The sequence below is a fragment of the Chloroflexus islandicus genome, from assembly GCF_001650695.1.
Taxonomy (GTDB): Bacteria; Chloroflexota; Chloroflexia; order Chloroflexales; family Chloroflexaceae; genus Chloroflexus; species Chloroflexus islandicus.
Map to the genome: position 1 here is coordinate 103,956 of NZ_LWQS01000021.1, position 17,044 is coordinate 120,999.

Genomic DNA, 17,044 nt, shown 5'->3' on the forward strand with positions numbered 1-17,044 from the left:
GGGCCTTTGTCATTGCGAGGGCGCTGCGCGCCCGAAGCAATCTCCCGCTTCAGCGAATGACATGCCTGCGCAGATCCATTCCGCCCGCGTGGGAGATGGCGTTGTCGTGCAGAGCGTACTGACCAGCGGGGGCCTTTGTCATTGCGAGGGCACTGCGCGCCCGAAGCAATCTCCCGCTTTAGCGCATCACCTGCCTGAGCGTATCCATTCCGCCCGCGTGGGAAATGGCGTTGTCGTGCAGAGCGTACTAACCAGCGGGGAGTGACGCTTCCCCAAAAAATCTCTGCGCCCTTAGCGCCTTTGCGTGTAAATACTCTGCGTCTTGGCTCGCTTTGCGGTAGGGGCAGGAGTGATGTTATTGAGGGCCGAGCATAAACCAAAAGCGTCTGTGCCATCGCACAGACGCTTTTGGTATCTGGTCGGGGCGAGTGGATTTGAACCACCGACCTCCGCGACCCGAACGCGGCGCTCTACCAGGCTGAGCCACGCCCCGATATGCCTTGTTGTGGTGCCGAAGGTGGGACTTGAACCCACACGGGGGTTGATCCCCAGCGGTTTTTGAGACCGCCGCGTCTGCCATTCCGCCACTTCGGCGCGACAACGCAGATTATAGCAGCCATTGCCCGGTTCGTCAAGGTGACGAGAGGCACAGGTGCAGCATCCCCTAACACACAGCGCGCTGGCTACAGTGGTATAATTGGCCTAGCACATCGGCAAACGGCACGTACCATGTTCATGCTCGACCGGCTGGCAGACAATCTCACGATCCGCGGCACTGACGACGCCTACACCATCCTCAACCTGATTGGGCGAGGCGGGATGGGTGCGGTCTATCGGGTGCGGCGGGCTAGTGATGGCAGTATTTGGGCGCTGAAAGAGATGCGGCCCGCCGGTGAGGTCACTGCCGAAGAGTTGGCTGAAGCGCGCCAGCTCTTTTTGCAAGAGGCTGAATTGCTGCGGTCGCTCTCGTTCCCGAACCTGCCGGTGGTGATCGATCTGTTCGAGTACGAAGGTCGCCCAACGATGATCATGGAGTTTGTGCCGGGCAAGACGCTCGAAGCCATGATCCGCGAGGCGAATGCACCGATGCTCGAACAACAGGTAATCGGGTATGGGATTCAGCTCTGCCGGGTGTTGCACTATCTGCACACCCGCCAACCGCCGATCATCTACCGCGACCTCAAACCGCCAAATGTGATTCTGACCCCGGATGGCGTGCTCAAGTTGATCGACTTTGGCGTGGCTCGCAAGCACAAGATCGGCAAGTCGAAAGACACGATCGCGATGGGATCAGCCGGGTATGCGCCACCCGAACAGTACGGCAAAGGGCAGACCGATGCCCGCTCGGATATTTATGCGCTTGGGGCGACCATGCTGCACTTGCTGACAGCGATGCCGCCGATCCCGTTGCAGCCGCCGCGCCGCGGCGAGATCATACGAATGAACCGCTCGGTGGCCCCGGAAACCGAGGCGATCATTATTCGGGCGATGAGCCTTGAACGCGAGCAGCGGTTTGCCAGTTGCGCCGAGCTTGAGCAGGCACTGCATCAGCGGCTCAAGACGCCGTATGTCGATCCGACGGTGCGGATGGCGCCGGCGCCGCCGGTCAAACCGCCGGTGGCTGCCCCGCCGCCGGTCGCGCCGGCGCCAGCGGCTGGGGTGGTGTGTGAAAAGTGCGGGAGGGTCAACAAACCGCAGGCCCGGTTTTGCGCCGGTTGCGGTACCGCCTTACAGCACGGCGGGCCGGTTGCTGCGCCTGCGCCGGTCGTGCCGCCGGCTCGCTTGATTGTCCGTTCGCCTTACCGCCACTGGGAGATGGTGCTCGACCACTCGCCGGTGCGGATTGGCCGGCGCGATCCGCGCCGCGCTCACTTCCCTGAATTGGATTTGGCTGAACATGACCGCGGGATCGCATCGCGTCTGCACGCCATTATCGAGCGGCGCGGCGATCACTATACCCTCACCGATCAGAAGAGCACCAACGGCACCCGGATTAACGGGGTGTTGATCCCGCCGAATGTGCCGCAACGGTTGAAATCGGGTGATCTGATCCAGATCGGTGAGGTGGAGATGGAGTTTCGGTGGAACTGAAAGCTCTCATTTTGCGCGCTCCCGGCATCAATCGCGATGCCGACGCGGCGCTGGCCTGTGAGTTGGCCGGTGCACGCCCGGAACGGGTGCATGTCAATCGGGTTGCCGAAGGTTCGGTGAAGTTGGCCGATTATGCGCTGTTGGTGATCCCCGGCGGCTTTTCGTATGGCGATCATCTTGGCGCTGGACGGTTGTTGGCGGTTGATCTGATTCATCGCCTTGGCGAAGAGCTGGAGCGATTTGTGGCTGATGGCCGCCCAGTGATCGGGATTTGCAACGGGTTTCAGGTGTTGGTCAAAGCCGGTTTGTTGCCCGGCCCAACCCGCCAACCGCCACGGGTCACGCTCACGACGAATGAGTCGTGCCAGTTTGAATGCCGCTGGGTGCAGTTGGAAGCGGTAAGCAATAGCCGCTGCTTGTTTACCCGTGGCATTGAACACCCGATCGAAGTGCCGGTTGCTCACGGCGAGGGCCGGATCGCGGTGCGTGATCAGGCAACGTTAGACGAATTGGAAGCTGCTGGCTTGGTGGCGCTGCGCTATGTGGGTGAGGGTTATCCAGCCAATCCCAACGGCTCGCCGCACAACATCGCCGGTTTGTGTAATGCGCAGGGCAATGTGTTGGGCCTCATGCCGCACCCGGAAAATGCGGTGTTGCCGCACCAGCATCCCCGCTGGACGCGCGAACCCTCCCGACGCGAAGGTGACGGTTTGCAAATCTTCCGCAACGCGGTGCGCTATGCAGCGTCGTTGTAGGGGCATTGCGACGCTATGCCTACGGGCATAGCATGCTATGCCCCTACGATGACGTGTAATGTTGGAGAAAGTATGGTTCTCTATCCGCCTGACGATCCATTTTTGATTAGCTTTACCTTGTTTGGCTTCCCGATCGTAGTGCGCTGGTACGGCGCGATTATTATGACCGGCGCATTGATTGCGGCCCTGCTGGCGTCGCGGCGGGCCGTCGCGCGCGGCTATCATCCCGATCACGTCTGGAACCAGTTGATGTTAGGGTTGATCCTCGGCATTGCCGGCGCGCGGATCTATTACGTTGCCTTTGAATGGGAACGGTTTGCGCCTAACCCGCTGAGCGCGTTCAACCTCACCACCGGCGGGATCGCGATCCACGGCGCGATTATCGGTGCGCTGCTCTCGACCGTGATCTATACGCGCTACGCGAAACTGCCCTATTGGGATTGGCTCGATGTCTGTGTGCCCGGTTTCTTGCTGGCGCAGAGCATCGGGCGATGGGGCAACTTCTTTAACCAAGAGGCCTATGGCCGCCCGACTGATTTGCCCTTCGGGTTGCGGATCGATCCTGAATACCGGGTACCGCCCTATAACGATCTCGCCACCTATCCCATTACCACGCTCTTTCACCCGACCTTCCTCTACGAGTCGGTGTGGAATCTGGCCGGGGTCGGTGTGCTTCTCTGGCTTGACCACCGGTTTGGCCGGCTAGCGCCACCCGAACGGCGCCGGCTTAATCCGGGTGATCTACTGTTTTTGTACGGGATTATCTATTCGAGCGGACGGTTTTGGATTGAAGGGTTACGGATCGATAGCTTGTGCGCGAGCGGGGTCGGTGGTTCGTGCGAGGGCAGCATCCGGGTGGCGCAGTTGGTGAGCGTGCTCGCGATTGTGCTGTGCGCGATCTTGCTCTTCCTCAACCACCGGCGGCCATTTGCCGGCACGATGGCGGCTGAGCCGCGATAGCAAGGCGCAGAGATCATAAAACGCAAAGACGCGAAGAACGCAGAGGGCGCAGAGGTATTTTGAGATTGGGGGTCGAAGCGTACTTGTGCCTCCCCCATCACCAACCTTCGCGTCCTTTGCGTTCCTCTGCGTCTCTGCGTTCACCCCCTCTGCGTCTCTGCTCCCTGTGCGCCTTCACGATTCAGCAAGCGGGTGTACAGGCGCTTGAACCCCTCGCCGAGCGGGCCGTAGCCGAAATTGGCGACAACCTTCTCTCTCCCATGCTCGCCGAAACGGCGGCGCAGCGCCGCGTCTTCACCGAGGACGCGCACTTTTTCGGCGTAGCCAGCCACATCGTCGCGAGCGACCAAAAAGCCATTCTGGCCGTCGTCAACCACTTCGGGCAACGCGGCGACGTTGGTCGTCACCACCGGACGGCCACAGGCCAACGCTTCAGCGGGGGCAATCCCAAACCCTTCCAGCCGCGAGGGAAAGAGCAAGATGTCGCAGCTTTGGTAGGCCGCCACCAAGCCGGCCCGGTCAGGCGAACCGATCGGGATCATGCGCGGATGGGGCGGGCCGGCGTCGCGCCCTTGAAAACCGCCGGTATAGTAGAGCACGTAGTCATCTGGCAGCCGATCCATAATCCGGGGCAGCAGATCGAACCCTTTACGGCGGGTGCGATTGCCGACAAAGAGCAGGCGGATGCGGCCATTGCTCGGCGGCAGGCCATCGTCGCGGCGGGCCATCCCCGGCGGCGGCACGAACACATCAGTATCAATGCCGTCGTAGATCAGCACCGTGTCGCGACGTCCGTAGGTCATCTCCACCATGCGCTGGGTGTAGCGGCTGACGCAGACCACTGCGTCGGCATAGGCGATCGACAGGCCATCGTAGCGCGACTCGACCAGCCGGTAGAAGAGGCGTTGGGCCAACGAGCTATAGGGTTGCAAGGCCGGGTCGGTGGTGAGATGGTGTACCGTCGTCACCACCGGCAGGCCATACCCGCGCAGGCTGAACGCGACCCGTGAGCGACCCTGCACAATATCGAAGCGGCGGGCCACATCGGCGGGCAACGTCTTGGGAATGAGCACGGGTAAAAAGTTGTACAACTCTGGCAAGCGCAGCAATTGCGGCGCTAAACCGGCGCGCTGCACAGCGCGAGTGATATTCTGAATGCCAAAATCGACGCCGCCACGACCGAGCGGCGAGATATAGAGCGGGCGCAGCATAGCGATGAAACTCCATACCAGCGGCCAACCTTCACGCAACCGCTCGATCTTGGCACAGATTGGCGAGCGTGTCAATGGCATTCAGTCCATGACCATCATTGAGATTGATAAGCGATGGCGCAAACATCAGAACCGGCGAGTAAGCGACCAGCATCGTATCTGCACCGCTTACCCGCCGGTTTCTGCTTATCTGGCAACCGTGGAGCGATTACCAGTTAACCGACCAGTTAACCGACCAGTTAACCGACCAGTTGACCGACCAGTTGACCGACCAGTTAACGCTTGTATCTACCGGCGTGATAGCTGCGTGAGTGTGCGAACCCATCGTTATTCCTCCCAGTAATCTGAGCCCCAGTTGACCGAACCCCAGTTGACCGAGCCCCAGTTGACTGAACCCCAGTTGACCGAGCCCCAGTTGACCGAGCCCCAGTTGACCGAGCCCCACGTCTGGGTTGCACCGCTGGCGACAAGGATTTGGCTTGCGGGCAGGCCGGTATTCGCACTCTCAGTTGTCGTACCGTTCACCGCGGCGAAGGCATCCAGATACCCCGCACCAGCCGTTTCAGGCGAGTAGCCGGGCCAGTTGCGGTTCGCCGTCGCCATCAGCCGGAACTTGACCTGATCCGGGGTCAAGTTTGGTTCGTCTTGGAGTAAGAGCGCAATGGCGCCGCTGACAATAGGAGCTGCCATCGAGGTGCCGGACATCCGGAAGTAGTGGCGGTTGATCCGGTTGTTGGGTCGATCGCGGCTGATCGTGAGGAGATCGTTTTCGGGCAGCAAGCCAACGATATTGCGTCCCGGAGCAACCAATTCCGGTTTGGCCGTGCCCGCTTCGGTGACGCCGTAGGCTGAGAATGAAGCAACCACGTCATCTTGAATGGAGGCAGTGCCCCGATCATCAGCCGCGCCAACGGTAATCACGAACGGATCGTTGGCTGGCGGGTAGAGGGTAGCCGTGCCATTATTGCCCGCCGAAACCACAACCACAATGCCGTTAAACCACAGAATTTCGCAGGCGGCGGCCAGTGCGCTCGTGTGATACGACTGCGGCATACTGGCGTTCAGCGACAGGTTGACTACGCGGATGTTATAGCGTGCCCGGTTGGTGTTGATCCACTGGAGGGCCGCGACAACATCACCTTCGGTTGACATGCCGTTATCGTCACTGACCCGCACGTTAATGATGTCGGCCCGCGGCGCCACGCCGATATACCTGCCATTCGACTGGTTGCCGTTGCCGGCAATGAGACCGGCGACAAACGTGCCGTGCCCGTAGCGGTCAGCGCCATTGTGGAAGCCGGCGTTAAAATTCACGTTAACCCGCACGCGCTTGCCTAGATCCTTGGTCTTCAACACGCCGCTATCAACCACGGCGACGCTGACGCCACGACCTTGCAGGCGGGCGCTGCTGTTCCAGAGTTGCGTTGCGCGGATAGCATCGTTGTATACATTCTGCTGCTGGCTAGGATCGATGGTTGCGAGCGCTGAGGTGTCACCGCCGCTATCACTGGTATTGCTGCTGCCAGCCGCACTGGTAATACGCAAGCCGATAGCATCGTAATTAATTGCGCTCGATGAATTAAATCCGCTCTGATCAAGGATCAGGCGCAGATTGTTATCAAAGTCGCTCCAATTCCAGACACGCTCTTTCGTAATATCGATCACGAGCGGGCCGGTGTTGTTAGCGTCGGTGAATTGATTGAACTGCTTATGGCTCAGCGTAATGGCTTTGGTCGTGCCGTTGCCGACGCCAATGCTGAGCTTCGGATCATTGCCGGAGCCAAGCCGGGCTGGGACGAACGCGTGCAGTAAAACCTCAACCCGAATAATGATGTGACCGGGGGTATGCTCGGCGCTGAAGTCCGAGAAGGTTACATTCTGCCGGCCAATAGTGGCAAACGTGCCGTTGGGCCCGAGCAGCGAGTCGACACTGTTGGCCGCAGTGCTCAATGTCGTGGCGTTGGCCCACGTCACAAACGTGTGCGGTTGGCTCGAACTCGACCAGACCGGCGCGTCGGGCGAGATCCAAGCCACGCCGTTAGCCTTGGCCAGTTCAAGGGTCTTGGCCGCCGGTAGTTCCACAACCAGCGCGTTGATGATGTGCAAATCGCGCACGATCTGCCCGCCGAGCTGCGTAATGAACAATTCAAGATCGGCATTAGCGGCGTTGCGCTGCACGATCACCCGAATCGGCAGATCGGGCTGTTCGGCGGCGAGATTCACGAGGGCCGGATGCAGGCGCGTTTCCGCTACCGCATTGAATGAAAGCGTCAAACGCGGGGTTAGTGCGATGAGGAGGGCGAACACTGCGATGAGGTAGCCGATGCGGATCGCAGCGTTGTGACGAGAGGGTTGGATGAGCGTTGCTTGCATAGATGAGAGCTCCTACGATGTACCGTCAAACTGCTGCGGCATACCCAGAATAAGAGAGAGGTGGGTTCTGGAAGTTCTCGTCGTAACCGTTGCAGTGGCGTAGACCGAGTGCCGCGAGAGTAATTGGTGGCTGATAGGGTTAGCCTTTCAAGACTGCCGAGTTTGGTTTAGGTTTGGATGATGCTCTTGGTTGCCTCCTTAGCTAGGCACCTTCAGAAAGTGCATCGAGCTGTGGTATGCCGGGCTACGTGATGCACCGCAGCGCTGCGGTGACGCGAGAAAACAGAAAACCCCAGCGTAGACAAAGCTGGGGCAAAGCGACATACCTCTCCTGACAACAAGGGGAGGTGCGTGCTTGAGCTTGGTATCCCAGCCGTCCAGTGTACGCATCACTGGACCTGTGGCTTTGCGTCCCCACCTTACGATGGGTTTGCCATTTCATCTCAAGACGTCTCTTACCTATGTGAGCGGAAAATTTTACTATGTTTTGCTCACAGCTTACTTCTGAGCAAGTAAGCAGGCGAGAGATGTTTTATACGATTTTTAAAGAACTTAATCGTATTAGAAAATTATGTTATGGATTACATTGGTACATTAGCACATTCATGATGTTATTGTCAATGATGTTAGGTTTGCAGTATTGTTATGTTGCAAGATGACGAAACTGTAATAATTAAAAATTGGTATAAAATATGAAATGATGCCTGCGAATGATCCTGCACAATGTCGAGGCGGCGGGGCAATAGGGGTAAGGTGTGGGGAATAAACAGCGGTAGAAAGTTGCCATGTTCCGGCAAGTGCAGCAACTGCGGTGATAAACCGGTATGGTACGCAGGGCAGGTGTTCTGAATCTAACATCAAGCATTCAGACCTGAACGAACTGTGTCATTGTGACCCACGTTGGCAAGCCTGCCAAGCGATACCCTCAGCGATCATCGAGGGCCAGTCTTTAATTATATTCAGGGTACAACTTGGCAAACATCCACCGCTCGGGCTGCCATGTCCATTCATAAAAGATCGCCAATGCCACCGATCCACAGCAGGCTGAAGCGATATGTGCCAATGAATCCTGAAACGATAATGAAAGTACAAAGAATTTTTGCTCAGATTTCAGATGTAAATTGATCTGTGGTGGTAACTAGATCTCGTCTAGAAATGGGCGAAGCTGTTAGCTTATAGCATTACCAATAATCGCCGCAGAATGGCGGTAAGCCGGCCAGCGCCTGTTCGAGCAGGGCCAGCGCGCGCCGGTCGCTGACGCTGAGCACGCCGAAGGCGGCAGCAGTGCGTGGACGGAGGTAGCGGCTGAGGAGTTGGCTGAGGGTGGCGCTGGTGCTGGCTAGATCCGCTTCGCCGGGGCCAAGGCGGGTGACGGTGGTGCGGCCATCGTGCCACGCGAGCTGGTAGCGTCCGGCGTTATCTGGCATCCAATCGTCGGCGATCTGTATCGTGAGCTGGCCAGTAGCCGGGGCGAAGGGGTAAAGACTGAGCAGGTGTTTCACATCGAGCACGCGCTGCATAAAGAGCGGCACCACCGTGGTTGGCGCCGGCGCGGGCAGCAGCGCATTGAGCGGGGCGTCAATCGGGGTGGGAATCTCGGCGGCGATGATTTGATCGGCGTGGCGGGCGATGAAGACGAAGAGTTGGGCGCGGGCCAACGGGTCGAGGGCGACAATATCACGGCAGACTAGCCGGTCGCCGTTGTCGCTGCGTTCAAGGCGGTAGATCAGGTACGAACGTCCCTTGCCTTGCTCGTCGCGCCAGATGAAGGCGTGGTAGGGTTCGCCGCCCCACGTTTGCAAGACATCTACCTGCCACCATTCGGGCGGGCGCACGAGCGGGCCGTAGCGTCCGCGCAACGCGCCGCGATAGATGGCGTCGAGTTCGGCGATGTGGGTGAGGCCGGCGGGGATATACGCGCCGGGGGCGGGCTGAAAGGCGCGCAGATGGAATGGGGCCGGCTGCACCAAGCGCCGTTCGCCGGCCAGCGCCCAACCCAGCCGGTGGTAGAAGTCATGGCGGAAGGGGTGGAGGAGAGCCAGCACCGCGCCTTGCTCGCGCAATTCATTGCAGGCGTGGCGCAAGAGCTGCTCGGCATAGCCGCGCCGGCGGTGCTGCGGCCATGTCGCGACGCTGCCGATCGCGCCAACCGGCAATTCACCGTTGCCTGCCTGCATCTGAAACGGCATGATTTGCAATTGGGCCACGTGCTCGCCATTGACAAACAACCCGCGCAGTTGGGCGATGACGTCTGGCGTGTAGCGGCCACGGTGGTACTGGCGGGCGAAGGCGTAGCTGTCAAGCGCCCAGAATTGCTCGAAATCGGTTGGGGTGAGTTGCCGGTAGCTGATCATCAGATCGCTCCATGGTTTGAATAGCCGCGAAGAGACGCAAAAGGCACGAAAAGTATTGTATGTCTTTTGGGGCTTTTTGTTTTCAGCTCCACCTCTATCGGAGTTGAGGAGAGCCGGATAGCCACGAAGAGACGCAAGATACACAAAAAGATTCTTGTGTCTTTTGCGTCTTTTTGTGGCTATGCTCCTACACCCCTAGCGCCTTGGTCATCGGCCCCGCTGGGGAAGGGGAGATGAATAGCCACGAAGAGACACAAGACACACAAAAAATTGTTGTGTCTTTTGCGTCTTTTTGTGGCTATGCTCCTACACCCCTAGCGCCTTGGTCATCGGCCCCGCTGGGGAAGGAGAGATGAATAGCCACGAAGAGACACAAGACACACAAAAAATTGTTGTGTCTTTTGCGTCTTTTTGTGGCTATTCTTCCAAGACCTCAGCGGTTAACCTCATCCCCGCGGCTTTTCGACCAGAATGAAGTAGCTGCCGCAGCGCATCCAGCCGAACAGCCAGAGGTCAAGCTCCATCAGCAGCGTCACGGCCATCAGGGCATAGTAGACCGGCCCTTTTTTGCGCAGATAGCCGCGCATGCGCTGGCGCGCGCGGATCTCGCGAGCTGTGCCGGCGCTTACTCTTGCCGGGAGATTGGTGGCCGCCTTGCGCCCGCGTACCCGCCCGATGATCGCTTCGCCGAGTTTCATGAGCACATGTTCCACAAAGGTCGTAAATAGGCTGTTCCAGAAGACGACCTTTACCGGGCGCAGACCGGCCCGCTCAAAGGCGGCCAGCACGTCTTCCCACGTCTCTAGCGCTTTGATGTGATCGGACTTGCGCAGCTTTTCGCGCTCGAAGTCGTAGACGCCGGCTTTGACGAACAGGCGGCCAATATGGCGGCTAATGTCGATCACCGGTTGGATCGGCGAGCGTTCGCGGGTGTTCGAGAAGGCCAGCATGCGCCCGCCGGGGCGCAGCACGCGGGCCGTTTCGGCCAGATAGGCATCGATCACCGGCAGCGGAAAGTGTTCGAGGATGTCGATTGCGAAGACCTTATCAAAGCTGCCATCAACGAAGGGCAACATGCGCGAATCGGCCTTGGCCAGCGTCACCGTGCGTACCGCTTCATCGGCAAAGAGCGTCGCCGGGTCGGAACCTACCATCAACCCGACATACTTCGCGTTCCAGACGGCATGCTTGGCGGTACCGCAGCCGTTATCAAGCACCACATCGCTCTTGCGCCAGCGCATCAAGCGGCGCAAGGTGCGGTCGCGCACGCCGGCGGCTAACAGCGGCGGCGCAAGTTCGCGGTAGTCAAGCTCGGCGGCCAACTGCTCTTCGTCGGTGACGTACTTAGAAACGTAATCAAACTCGGCCCCGCGCGGCATCAGGTCGAGATAGCCATCGCCGAAGGGGTAGAGCGTCTGGCAGCGCGGGCAACGCACGCCGCCGGCTTCGACAATGAGCGGACGTACCCGGCAGGTCGGGCATTGCAACAGTGGAAAGATGCGTTGGTTGATCATGGCGATGGCGGGATCCAACGCCGGTTGATTTCAGCGGCGAGGATACTATCAAAGAGCAAGAGAAAGAGACCTTGGACGAGGATGCCGGCTCCCATGCCGCGCCGGTCGGCGCGATCGCCTGCCGCGCGCAGCAGCCACAGACCGGCGCCGATGTAGAGCAGGTCAAGACCGGCGTTGACGAGCAAGATGGTGCGCATCCGCTCGGCAGCGGCATGCGCAGCCGATTCATCAAGATCGCCGGCCACCAAATCTTCAGCTTTGAGCAGGGCCTGCCGGCGGCCAGCAATGGCCAGCAGCCAATCGATTGCGCCCCAACTGATCGCTTGGAGGCCGAAGTGACGCCAGAAGCCGGGCAGCAGCGATAAGACTGCGCCGCCAATCACGCTCCCGGCGCCCCACCGCTCAAGCGGTTTGAGGGCGTGGTATTGGAAGGCAAAGAAGTTATCGTTCATAGCGGTCATCATACCCTCTATCGTAGAACGCCTCACGTTCATTATACCCGGTTGGGGGGATGGCGGTGCGGGAGGGGTTGGTGGCCCGTGCCTTGCGAGGTTGAGAGGAGGAGGGGCTTGGCCCCCACCCCCGGCCCCTCCCCCGCTGGGGGAGGGGTGCCATATACCGACACCAAGCGCGCAAAGGCGCAGAGGGGTGAAACGCAAAGGCGCGAAGATCGCGGAGAACGCAAAGGGTTTGATCTGATCCCAGCGATAAACTATTTGCCCTCACCCCCCGGCCCCCTCGCCCACCTGACGGCGGGCGAGGGGGAGCCGTATGATGTGCGGGAACGGCATCGTAGAGCGAGAAACAGCAGCGCCCCTCTCCCGCGCTAGTGGGAGAGGGACTGGGGGTGAGGGTGAAACGGCGCATCGCAACGCTATCAATCGCACCTGCGCTCACGCATTCTGTTCGTCCTTGAACCCGCTACGGGAGGGAGGTGCTCGTTCACGGGGAGGGCCGTTTAAGTGCCCCCACCCCTTGCCCCTCCCCCGCTGGGGGAGGGGTGCCCTCACCCCCCGGCCCCCTCTCCCACCTGACGGCGGGCGAGGGGGAGCCGTATGATGTGCGGGAACGGCATCGTAGAGCGAGAAACAGCAGCGCCCCTCTCCCGCGCTAGTGGGAGAGGGGCTGGGGGTGAGGGTGAAACGGCGCATCGCAACGCCATCAATCGCACCTGCGCTCACGCATTCTGTTCGTCCTTTAAGGGGTGGAGGTAAGGAGCTGCAGGCTGCGCCCCCGTGCAGTTGAAAGGAGCGCGGGCGGCTCGCCCGCGGCGGAGGTGAGTAGATGTGGTCCAGTAGCCTCTCTATTCTTATCATGACGTATGCACCGGCTAAGGTAAGGCGCTAACGTTTATCCCTACCTCACCTACCTCCCTATTCCCCACTCCCTGCTTTTTTTGCTCTTGACCAAGCGCCGGGCGCGTTGTATAGTGGCAGTACACCGAGTTAATAATTCTCAACTAAACCGCGTTTCCACAACGCAAGCATAGCGAACCGGCGTGGATAGGACACGTCGCGTTACCGATTCAGCGGGCGAGCGTTACAGTCTGCGCAGCCAAGAAACTTGACTTTTTCGCTCGAAAAGTATAGATTTGACGTAGGGGTCAACGGTGGGCAACGGCTTGCCCACTTGCCACGATATAGGGTCTCATCCAATGAAGGAGGTGTCACCGTGGCTATCTGGCGTCCTGATCCGACGTTTTACCCCTCGCCGCGCATGGCGACCAAAGCGCCGCCGGAGTCGCTCGCGTATGTGGTGCGGCTCAACCCGCACGGCAATGGCCAGCGTGATGCAATGTGCGTGGTCGATGTCGATCCCAAATCATCAACCTTTGGCAAGGTGGTTGGCGCCACCGAGATGCCGTACACTGGCGGCGAGCTGCACCATTTTGGCTGGAATGCGTGCAGTTCGATGCTCTGCCCTAACGCGCCGCACCCGCACGTCGAACGGCGTTATCTGGTAGTGCCGGATATTCGCAGCTCGCATATCACCATTCTCGATATCAAAGAGCAGCCAACCAAACCGCACGTGGTGAAGGTGATCGAACCCGGCGAGTTGTTCGAGCGCACCGGCTATGCGCGCCCGCATACGGTGCATTGCGGGCCAGATGGCATCTACATCTCGGCGCTGGGCAACCCCGAAGGCGATGGGCCGGGTGGCATCTTCATTCTCGATCACGACACCTTTGAGGTGTTGGGCCGGTGGGAGATTGATCGGGCCGATCAGTACCTCCACTACGATTTTTGGTGGCACCTTGGCTACGATACGCTCATCACCAGCGAGTGGGGTACGCCGCGCATGGTTGAGCATGGCGTGCTCGGTGAAGAGCTGTTGGCCGGCAAATACGGCCATCGCATTCACATCTGGGATCTTCACCGGCGGCGCCATCTGCAGACGCTCGACCTTGGCGCCGAGCACCAGATGGCGCTTGAGCTGCGCCCGGCGCACGATCCGACCAAAGCCTACGGCTTCCTCAACAGCGTGGTCAGCCTCAAAGACCTCTCGGCCTCGATTTGGCTGTGGCACCGGCACAATGGTTCGTGGCAGGTGCGCAAGGTGATCGAGATTCCTGCCGAACCGGCGAATGAAGAGGAGCTTCCCGATATTCTCAAGCCGTTCAAAGCGGTGCCGCCGCTGGTGACTGATATTAACCTGACGGTTGATGATCGCTTCTTGTACGTCTCGTGCTGGGGCACTGGCGAACTGCGCCAATACGACGTCTCCGATCCGTTCAATCCGAAACTGACCGGCACCCTCCAGATCGGCGGCATTGTGCGGCGGGCCGGGCATCCGGCGGCAGCCGGGCCGCTCAACGGCGGGCCGCAGATGGTTGAGGTGAGCCGCGATGGCCGGCGGGTCTACTTCACTAATTCGCTCTACCTACCGTGGGACGAGCAGTTCTACCCGGATGGAATCCGCGGCTGGATGGTGAAAGTTGACGCCGATCCGCAGGGTGGGATGCAGTTCGACCCGAACTTCTTCGTCGATTTTGGCGACCAGCGTGTTCACCAGATCCGGTTGCAAGGCGGCGATGCGTCGAGCGATTCGTACTGCTTCCCGTGATGGCGCAGGGCACCCGGTCCAGTCATCGCCTGCTGGGGGAGGAGAGTGGCCCCCACCCCGTGCCCCTCCCCCGCCGGGGGAGGAGAGTGGTCCCCACCCCGTGCCCCTCCCCCGCTGGGGGAGGGGTGCTAGACACAGACGCAAAGTGTGCAAAGGGGTGAAACGCAAAGACGCGAAGATCGCAGCGAACGCAAAGGGTTTGATAATGATCCCAGCGATCAACTGTTTACCCTCTCCCACCTGATGGCGGGCAAGGGGTTGCAGGTGCGGAATGCAGCAGCGCCCCTCTCCCGCATCAGCGGGAGAGGGGTAGGGGGTGAGGGTTGTATCCCCTTGGGAGCGAGACGAGTGTTTACCTCCTCTCATCTCAAGTGGCAACGACGCCTAAAGGGGCGTTATCCGCTATCGGGGGAGATTGCTTCGCCTCGCTGCGCTCGGCTCGCAATGACAACCGGGGACGCAATGGCGATGAGGGAAGCGAGCGAATGAGCCAACGAACAAGCGATTGGCACCCATAGACCCTTTGGAGGTAGCAAGTGGATCAGACAGCATGGCTCTGGGGGTCATTATTTGGCCTCGGTTTGTTCCACGGTCTCAACCCGGCGATGGGGTGGTTGTTCGCTACCGGCTTAGGCTTGCAGGAGGGCCGGGCGCAGGCGGTGATCTATGCGCTGTGGCCGATTGCGATCGGCCATGCCGCCGCGATTGCGCTGGCGGCCTTTGTGACGGCGCTGATCGGATATGCCTTGCCGACCAATCTCTTACTCGTGCTGACCGGCGTGGTCTTGCTGGGGTTTAGCGGCTGGCGGCTGCTGGCCCGTTTCCGCCATCCCACCACCCGCTTCCGGGCCAGCGCGGGTGAATTGGCGTGGTGGTCGTTCTTGATGGCGAGCGCGCACGGCGCCGGGTTGATGGTTGCGCCGCTGCTGGTGGCGATGGGGCCGGCGGCGCAGCACGCGCACCACGATCACATGCAACACGCACCAACGATCGCCAACTCGATGCTGGGCGCGACGCTGGCGGTGGTGGTGCATACCGCCGGTATGTTTGCGGCGATGGCCGCGATTGCGCTGATCGTCTACTACGTGGTCGGGCTTGAAATTTTGCGCCGGGCATGGATCAATACCGATCTGGTGTGGGTGACGGTGCTAGCTATGACCGGCGTGATTGCGATTGGATTGGGGGTGTGGGGGATGGGGTGAGTGATCGATCCTAACTTGTGCTACTATGGCTTGCGGCAGTACACTGCCGCAAGCCCCGTTGTATGAGCCGCGTGTTTCCATCTGTACCTACCGCATTGCAAAGCATCCTTGTAAACCCCTTGCAGCAAGGAGGTTACTCATGGCTAACAACCCCCACAACGAGTTTGAAATAGCGCCCGGTGTAAAGAATACCGACTGGCAAGCACTAAAGCTGTCGCCGCAAAGCGATGTTGGTGCTTGGCAGGAAGCGACCACAATGTTTCGGAAACGAATGGAGCGATTTACCAAACCTGCGCGAGCATTGATGGAACATCATGATAAAGACATAAGACTGTATTCAGGTTTTGCGATCATTGCTTTGGACTGCCTCCTTATCGAAACATTACAATAATGTAGTGCTATCCAAGCGACTAGAGTGGCGCAACAATCATTACCGAGAGAAACATTAGCCACTCATACTAGAGTGGGTATTTATTGTGAACACAATCTGCAGGCGTAGAGGTTTTGGGTGACTGAGCGAATGTTCTGGGTGGAGATTGTTCTTGCTTAATAGGTTTGGAGTGCGGCAGTTACACTGCCGCACTCCATAGATGAGGAGGTGATATGCGTGAGAATAACTTGTCGGAAAGTACATGGCCACATAGTCCGCTCCACTTATTTGTACCAAATGCTACCTATATTGTCACGGCCTCAACGTTCCACAAACAGCATATTTTCGATACCGCCGCCAAACTTACAACGCTTCAGAACGTCTTGTTTGATGTTATATCAGCTTATCAGTGGGAACTCCAAGCTTGGGCGCTATTTGCTAATCACTATCATTTTATCGCTCATGCTTCAGAGAATGGCCAGTCGCTGAGCCGGTTGATTCAGCGGCTACACAATCAGGCTGCGATATTGGTAAATAAAATTGACCGAACGCCGGGAAGAAAAGTTTGGTTTCAATATTGGGATACGTGCCTTACATACGAAAGAAGCTATTATGCGCGCCTAAACTACGTGCATCATAATCCTGTCAAACGTGGTCTTGTTTCTGTAGCTGAGGAATACCCTTTCTGCTCAGCAGCTTGGTTTAGGCAGCATACGAGTGATGAATTTCGTCGAAAAGTCGAGGAGACGCCTTTTGATCGAGTGAATGTGCCTGAAGTAGATGGTTGAGATTGAGTTGTCTATTTGCGCATAGATGATGGATTCACAAGCATGAGGCATTGGAACTTGCGGCAGTTTCACTGCCGCAATCCATAGGCGAAGCGCTAGGTATTGGGGGCTGCGGCAGGGCAACTGCCGCAGTCCCTAGTACCCCTCCCCCTCACCGTTGCCATTGCCACCACAGCCGGGCCAACAACAACGCCAGTTCGCGCCAGCGTTGCCAGCGTCGCTGGGCATTGCGCCACGGCGGGGCGATGCGGCGTTCGATCTGGTCGAGGTGCAGGGCGAGCAGGGTGCGCAGCAGGCTTCGTAAGCATAGCCCAGCCCTCAAGGGCCGGGCGCCGCACAGATGTTCTGTCCGCCCTTGAACCG

At 59.1% G+C, this 17,044-nt stretch carries 13 protein-coding genes, 2 tRNA genes and 1 riboswitch; of the genes, 7 read left to right on the plus strand and 8 right to left on the minus strand.

Annotated elements, in window-relative coordinates:
- Nucleotides 1-416: 416 nt before the first annotated feature.
- Both A6A03_RS00905 and A6A03_RS00910 read right to left on the minus strand, forming a co-directional pair.
- A tRNA-Pro gene (locus tag A6A03_RS00905) sits at nt 417-493 on the minus strand.
- A 13-nt stretch (nt 494-506) separates the two neighbouring features.
- A tRNA-Leu gene (locus tag A6A03_RS00910) sits at nt 507-594 on the minus strand.
- Between the two features lie 135 nt (nt 595-729).
- On the opposite strand from A6A03_RS00910, the gene A6A03_RS00915 reads away from it, so the two are divergent.
- The 3 genes from A6A03_RS00915 (at nt 730) to lgt (ending at nt 3,806) form a co-directional block, all read left to right on the plus strand.
- A complete protein-coding gene (locus A6A03_RS00915; protein ID WP_066782670.1) occupies nt 730-2,091 on the plus strand; it encodes a protein kinase domain-containing protein in 1,362 nt (453 codons plus the stop codon).
- Nucleotides 2,082-2,846 (plus strand): phosphoribosylformylglycinamidine synthase I, encoded by a 765-nt coding sequence (purQ, locus tag A6A03_RS00920; protein ID WP_066782672.1) that lies wholly within the window; start codon nt 2,082-2,084, stop codon nt 2,844-2,846. Before A6A03_RS00915 ends, purQ begins: the two co-directional genes overlap by 10 nt.
- Before the next feature lie 72 nt (nt 2,847-2,918).
- Nucleotides 2,919-3,806 (plus strand): prolipoprotein diacylglyceryl transferase, encoded by an 888-nt coding sequence (gene lgt, locus A6A03_RS00925; protein ID WP_066782674.1) that lies wholly within the window; start codon nt 2,919-2,921, stop codon nt 3,804-3,806.
- 140 nt (nt 3,807-3,946) lie between these two features.
- Here lgt and A6A03_RS00930 read toward each other — a convergent pair whose 3' ends face one another.
- The 5 genes from A6A03_RS00930 to A6A03_RS00950 form a co-directional block, all read right to left on the minus strand.
- Nucleotides 3,947-5,098 carry a glycosyltransferase family 4 protein gene (locus A6A03_RS00930; protein ID WP_483772861.1) on the minus strand — a complete coding sequence of 384 codons (1,152 nt, stop codon included), beginning with the start codon at nt 5,096-5,098 and terminating at the stop codon, nt 3,947-3,949.
- 246 nt (nt 5,099-5,344) lie between these two features.
- Complete coding sequence (locus A6A03_RS00935; protein ID WP_066782678.1) at nt 5,345-7,390, minus strand: S8 family serine peptidase; 2,046 nt, start codon at nt 7,388-7,390, stop codon at nt 5,345-5,347.
- 360 nt (nt 7,391-7,750) lie between these two features.
- A riboswitch (cyclic di-GMP riboswitch) is annotated at nt 7,751-7,835 on the minus strand.
- Between the two features lie 736 nt (nt 7,836-8,571).
- Complete coding sequence (locus tag A6A03_RS00940; protein ID WP_066782680.1) at nt 8,572-9,744, minus strand: GNAT family N-acetyltransferase; 1,173 nt, start codon at nt 9,742-9,744, stop codon at nt 8,572-8,574.
- A 446-nt stretch (nt 9,745-10,190) separates the two neighbouring features.
- On the minus strand, nt 10,191-11,258 hold the full coding sequence (locus tag A6A03_RS00945) for a class I SAM-dependent methyltransferase (protein WP_066782696.1): 1,068 nt from the start codon (nt 11,256-11,258) through the stop codon (nt 10,191-10,193).
- Nucleotides 11,255-11,722: a DUF6992 family protein gene (locus A6A03_RS00950; RefSeq protein WP_245668745.1), complete on the minus strand. Its 468-nt coding sequence runs from the start codon at nt 11,720-11,722 to the stop codon at nt 11,255-11,257. The genes A6A03_RS00945 and A6A03_RS00950 overlap by 4 nt, the downstream gene beginning before the upstream one ends.
- A 1,207-nt stretch (nt 11,723-12,929) precedes the next feature.
- On the opposite strand from A6A03_RS00950, the gene A6A03_RS00955 reads away from it, so the two are divergent.
- The 4 genes from A6A03_RS00955 (at nt 12,930) to A6A03_RS19910 (ending at nt 16,681) form a co-directional block, all read left to right on the plus strand.
- Nucleotides 12,930-14,321 (plus strand): selenium-binding family protein, encoded by a 1,392-nt coding sequence (locus A6A03_RS00955; RefSeq protein ID WP_076798194.1) that lies wholly within the window; start codon nt 12,930-12,932, stop codon nt 14,319-14,321.
- A gap of 536 nt (nt 14,322-14,857) precedes the next feature.
- Nucleotides 14,858-15,523 carry a hypothetical protein gene (locus tag A6A03_RS00960; RefSeq protein WP_066782682.1) on the plus strand — a complete coding sequence of 222 codons (666 nt, stop codon included), beginning with the start codon at nt 14,858-14,860 and terminating at the stop codon, nt 15,521-15,523.
- 139 nt (nt 15,524-15,662) lie between these two features.
- Nucleotides 15,663-15,914: a hypothetical protein gene (locus tag A6A03_RS00965; RefSeq protein WP_066782684.1), complete on the plus strand. Its 252-nt coding sequence runs from the start codon at nt 15,663-15,665 to the stop codon at nt 15,912-15,914.
- Between the two features lie 212 nt (nt 15,915-16,126).
- Nucleotides 16,127-16,681 carry an REP-associated tyrosine transposase gene (locus A6A03_RS19910; RefSeq protein ID WP_076798196.1) on the plus strand — a complete coding sequence of 185 codons (555 nt, stop codon included), beginning with the start codon at nt 16,127-16,129 and terminating at the stop codon, nt 16,679-16,681.
- A gap of 151 nt (nt 16,682-16,832) precedes the next feature.
- Here A6A03_RS19910 and A6A03_RS20560 read toward each other — a convergent pair.
- On the minus strand, nt 16,833-17,044 hold a 212-nt coding region (locus A6A03_RS20560), incomplete at its 5' end, for a hypothetical protein (protein ID WP_172812267.1).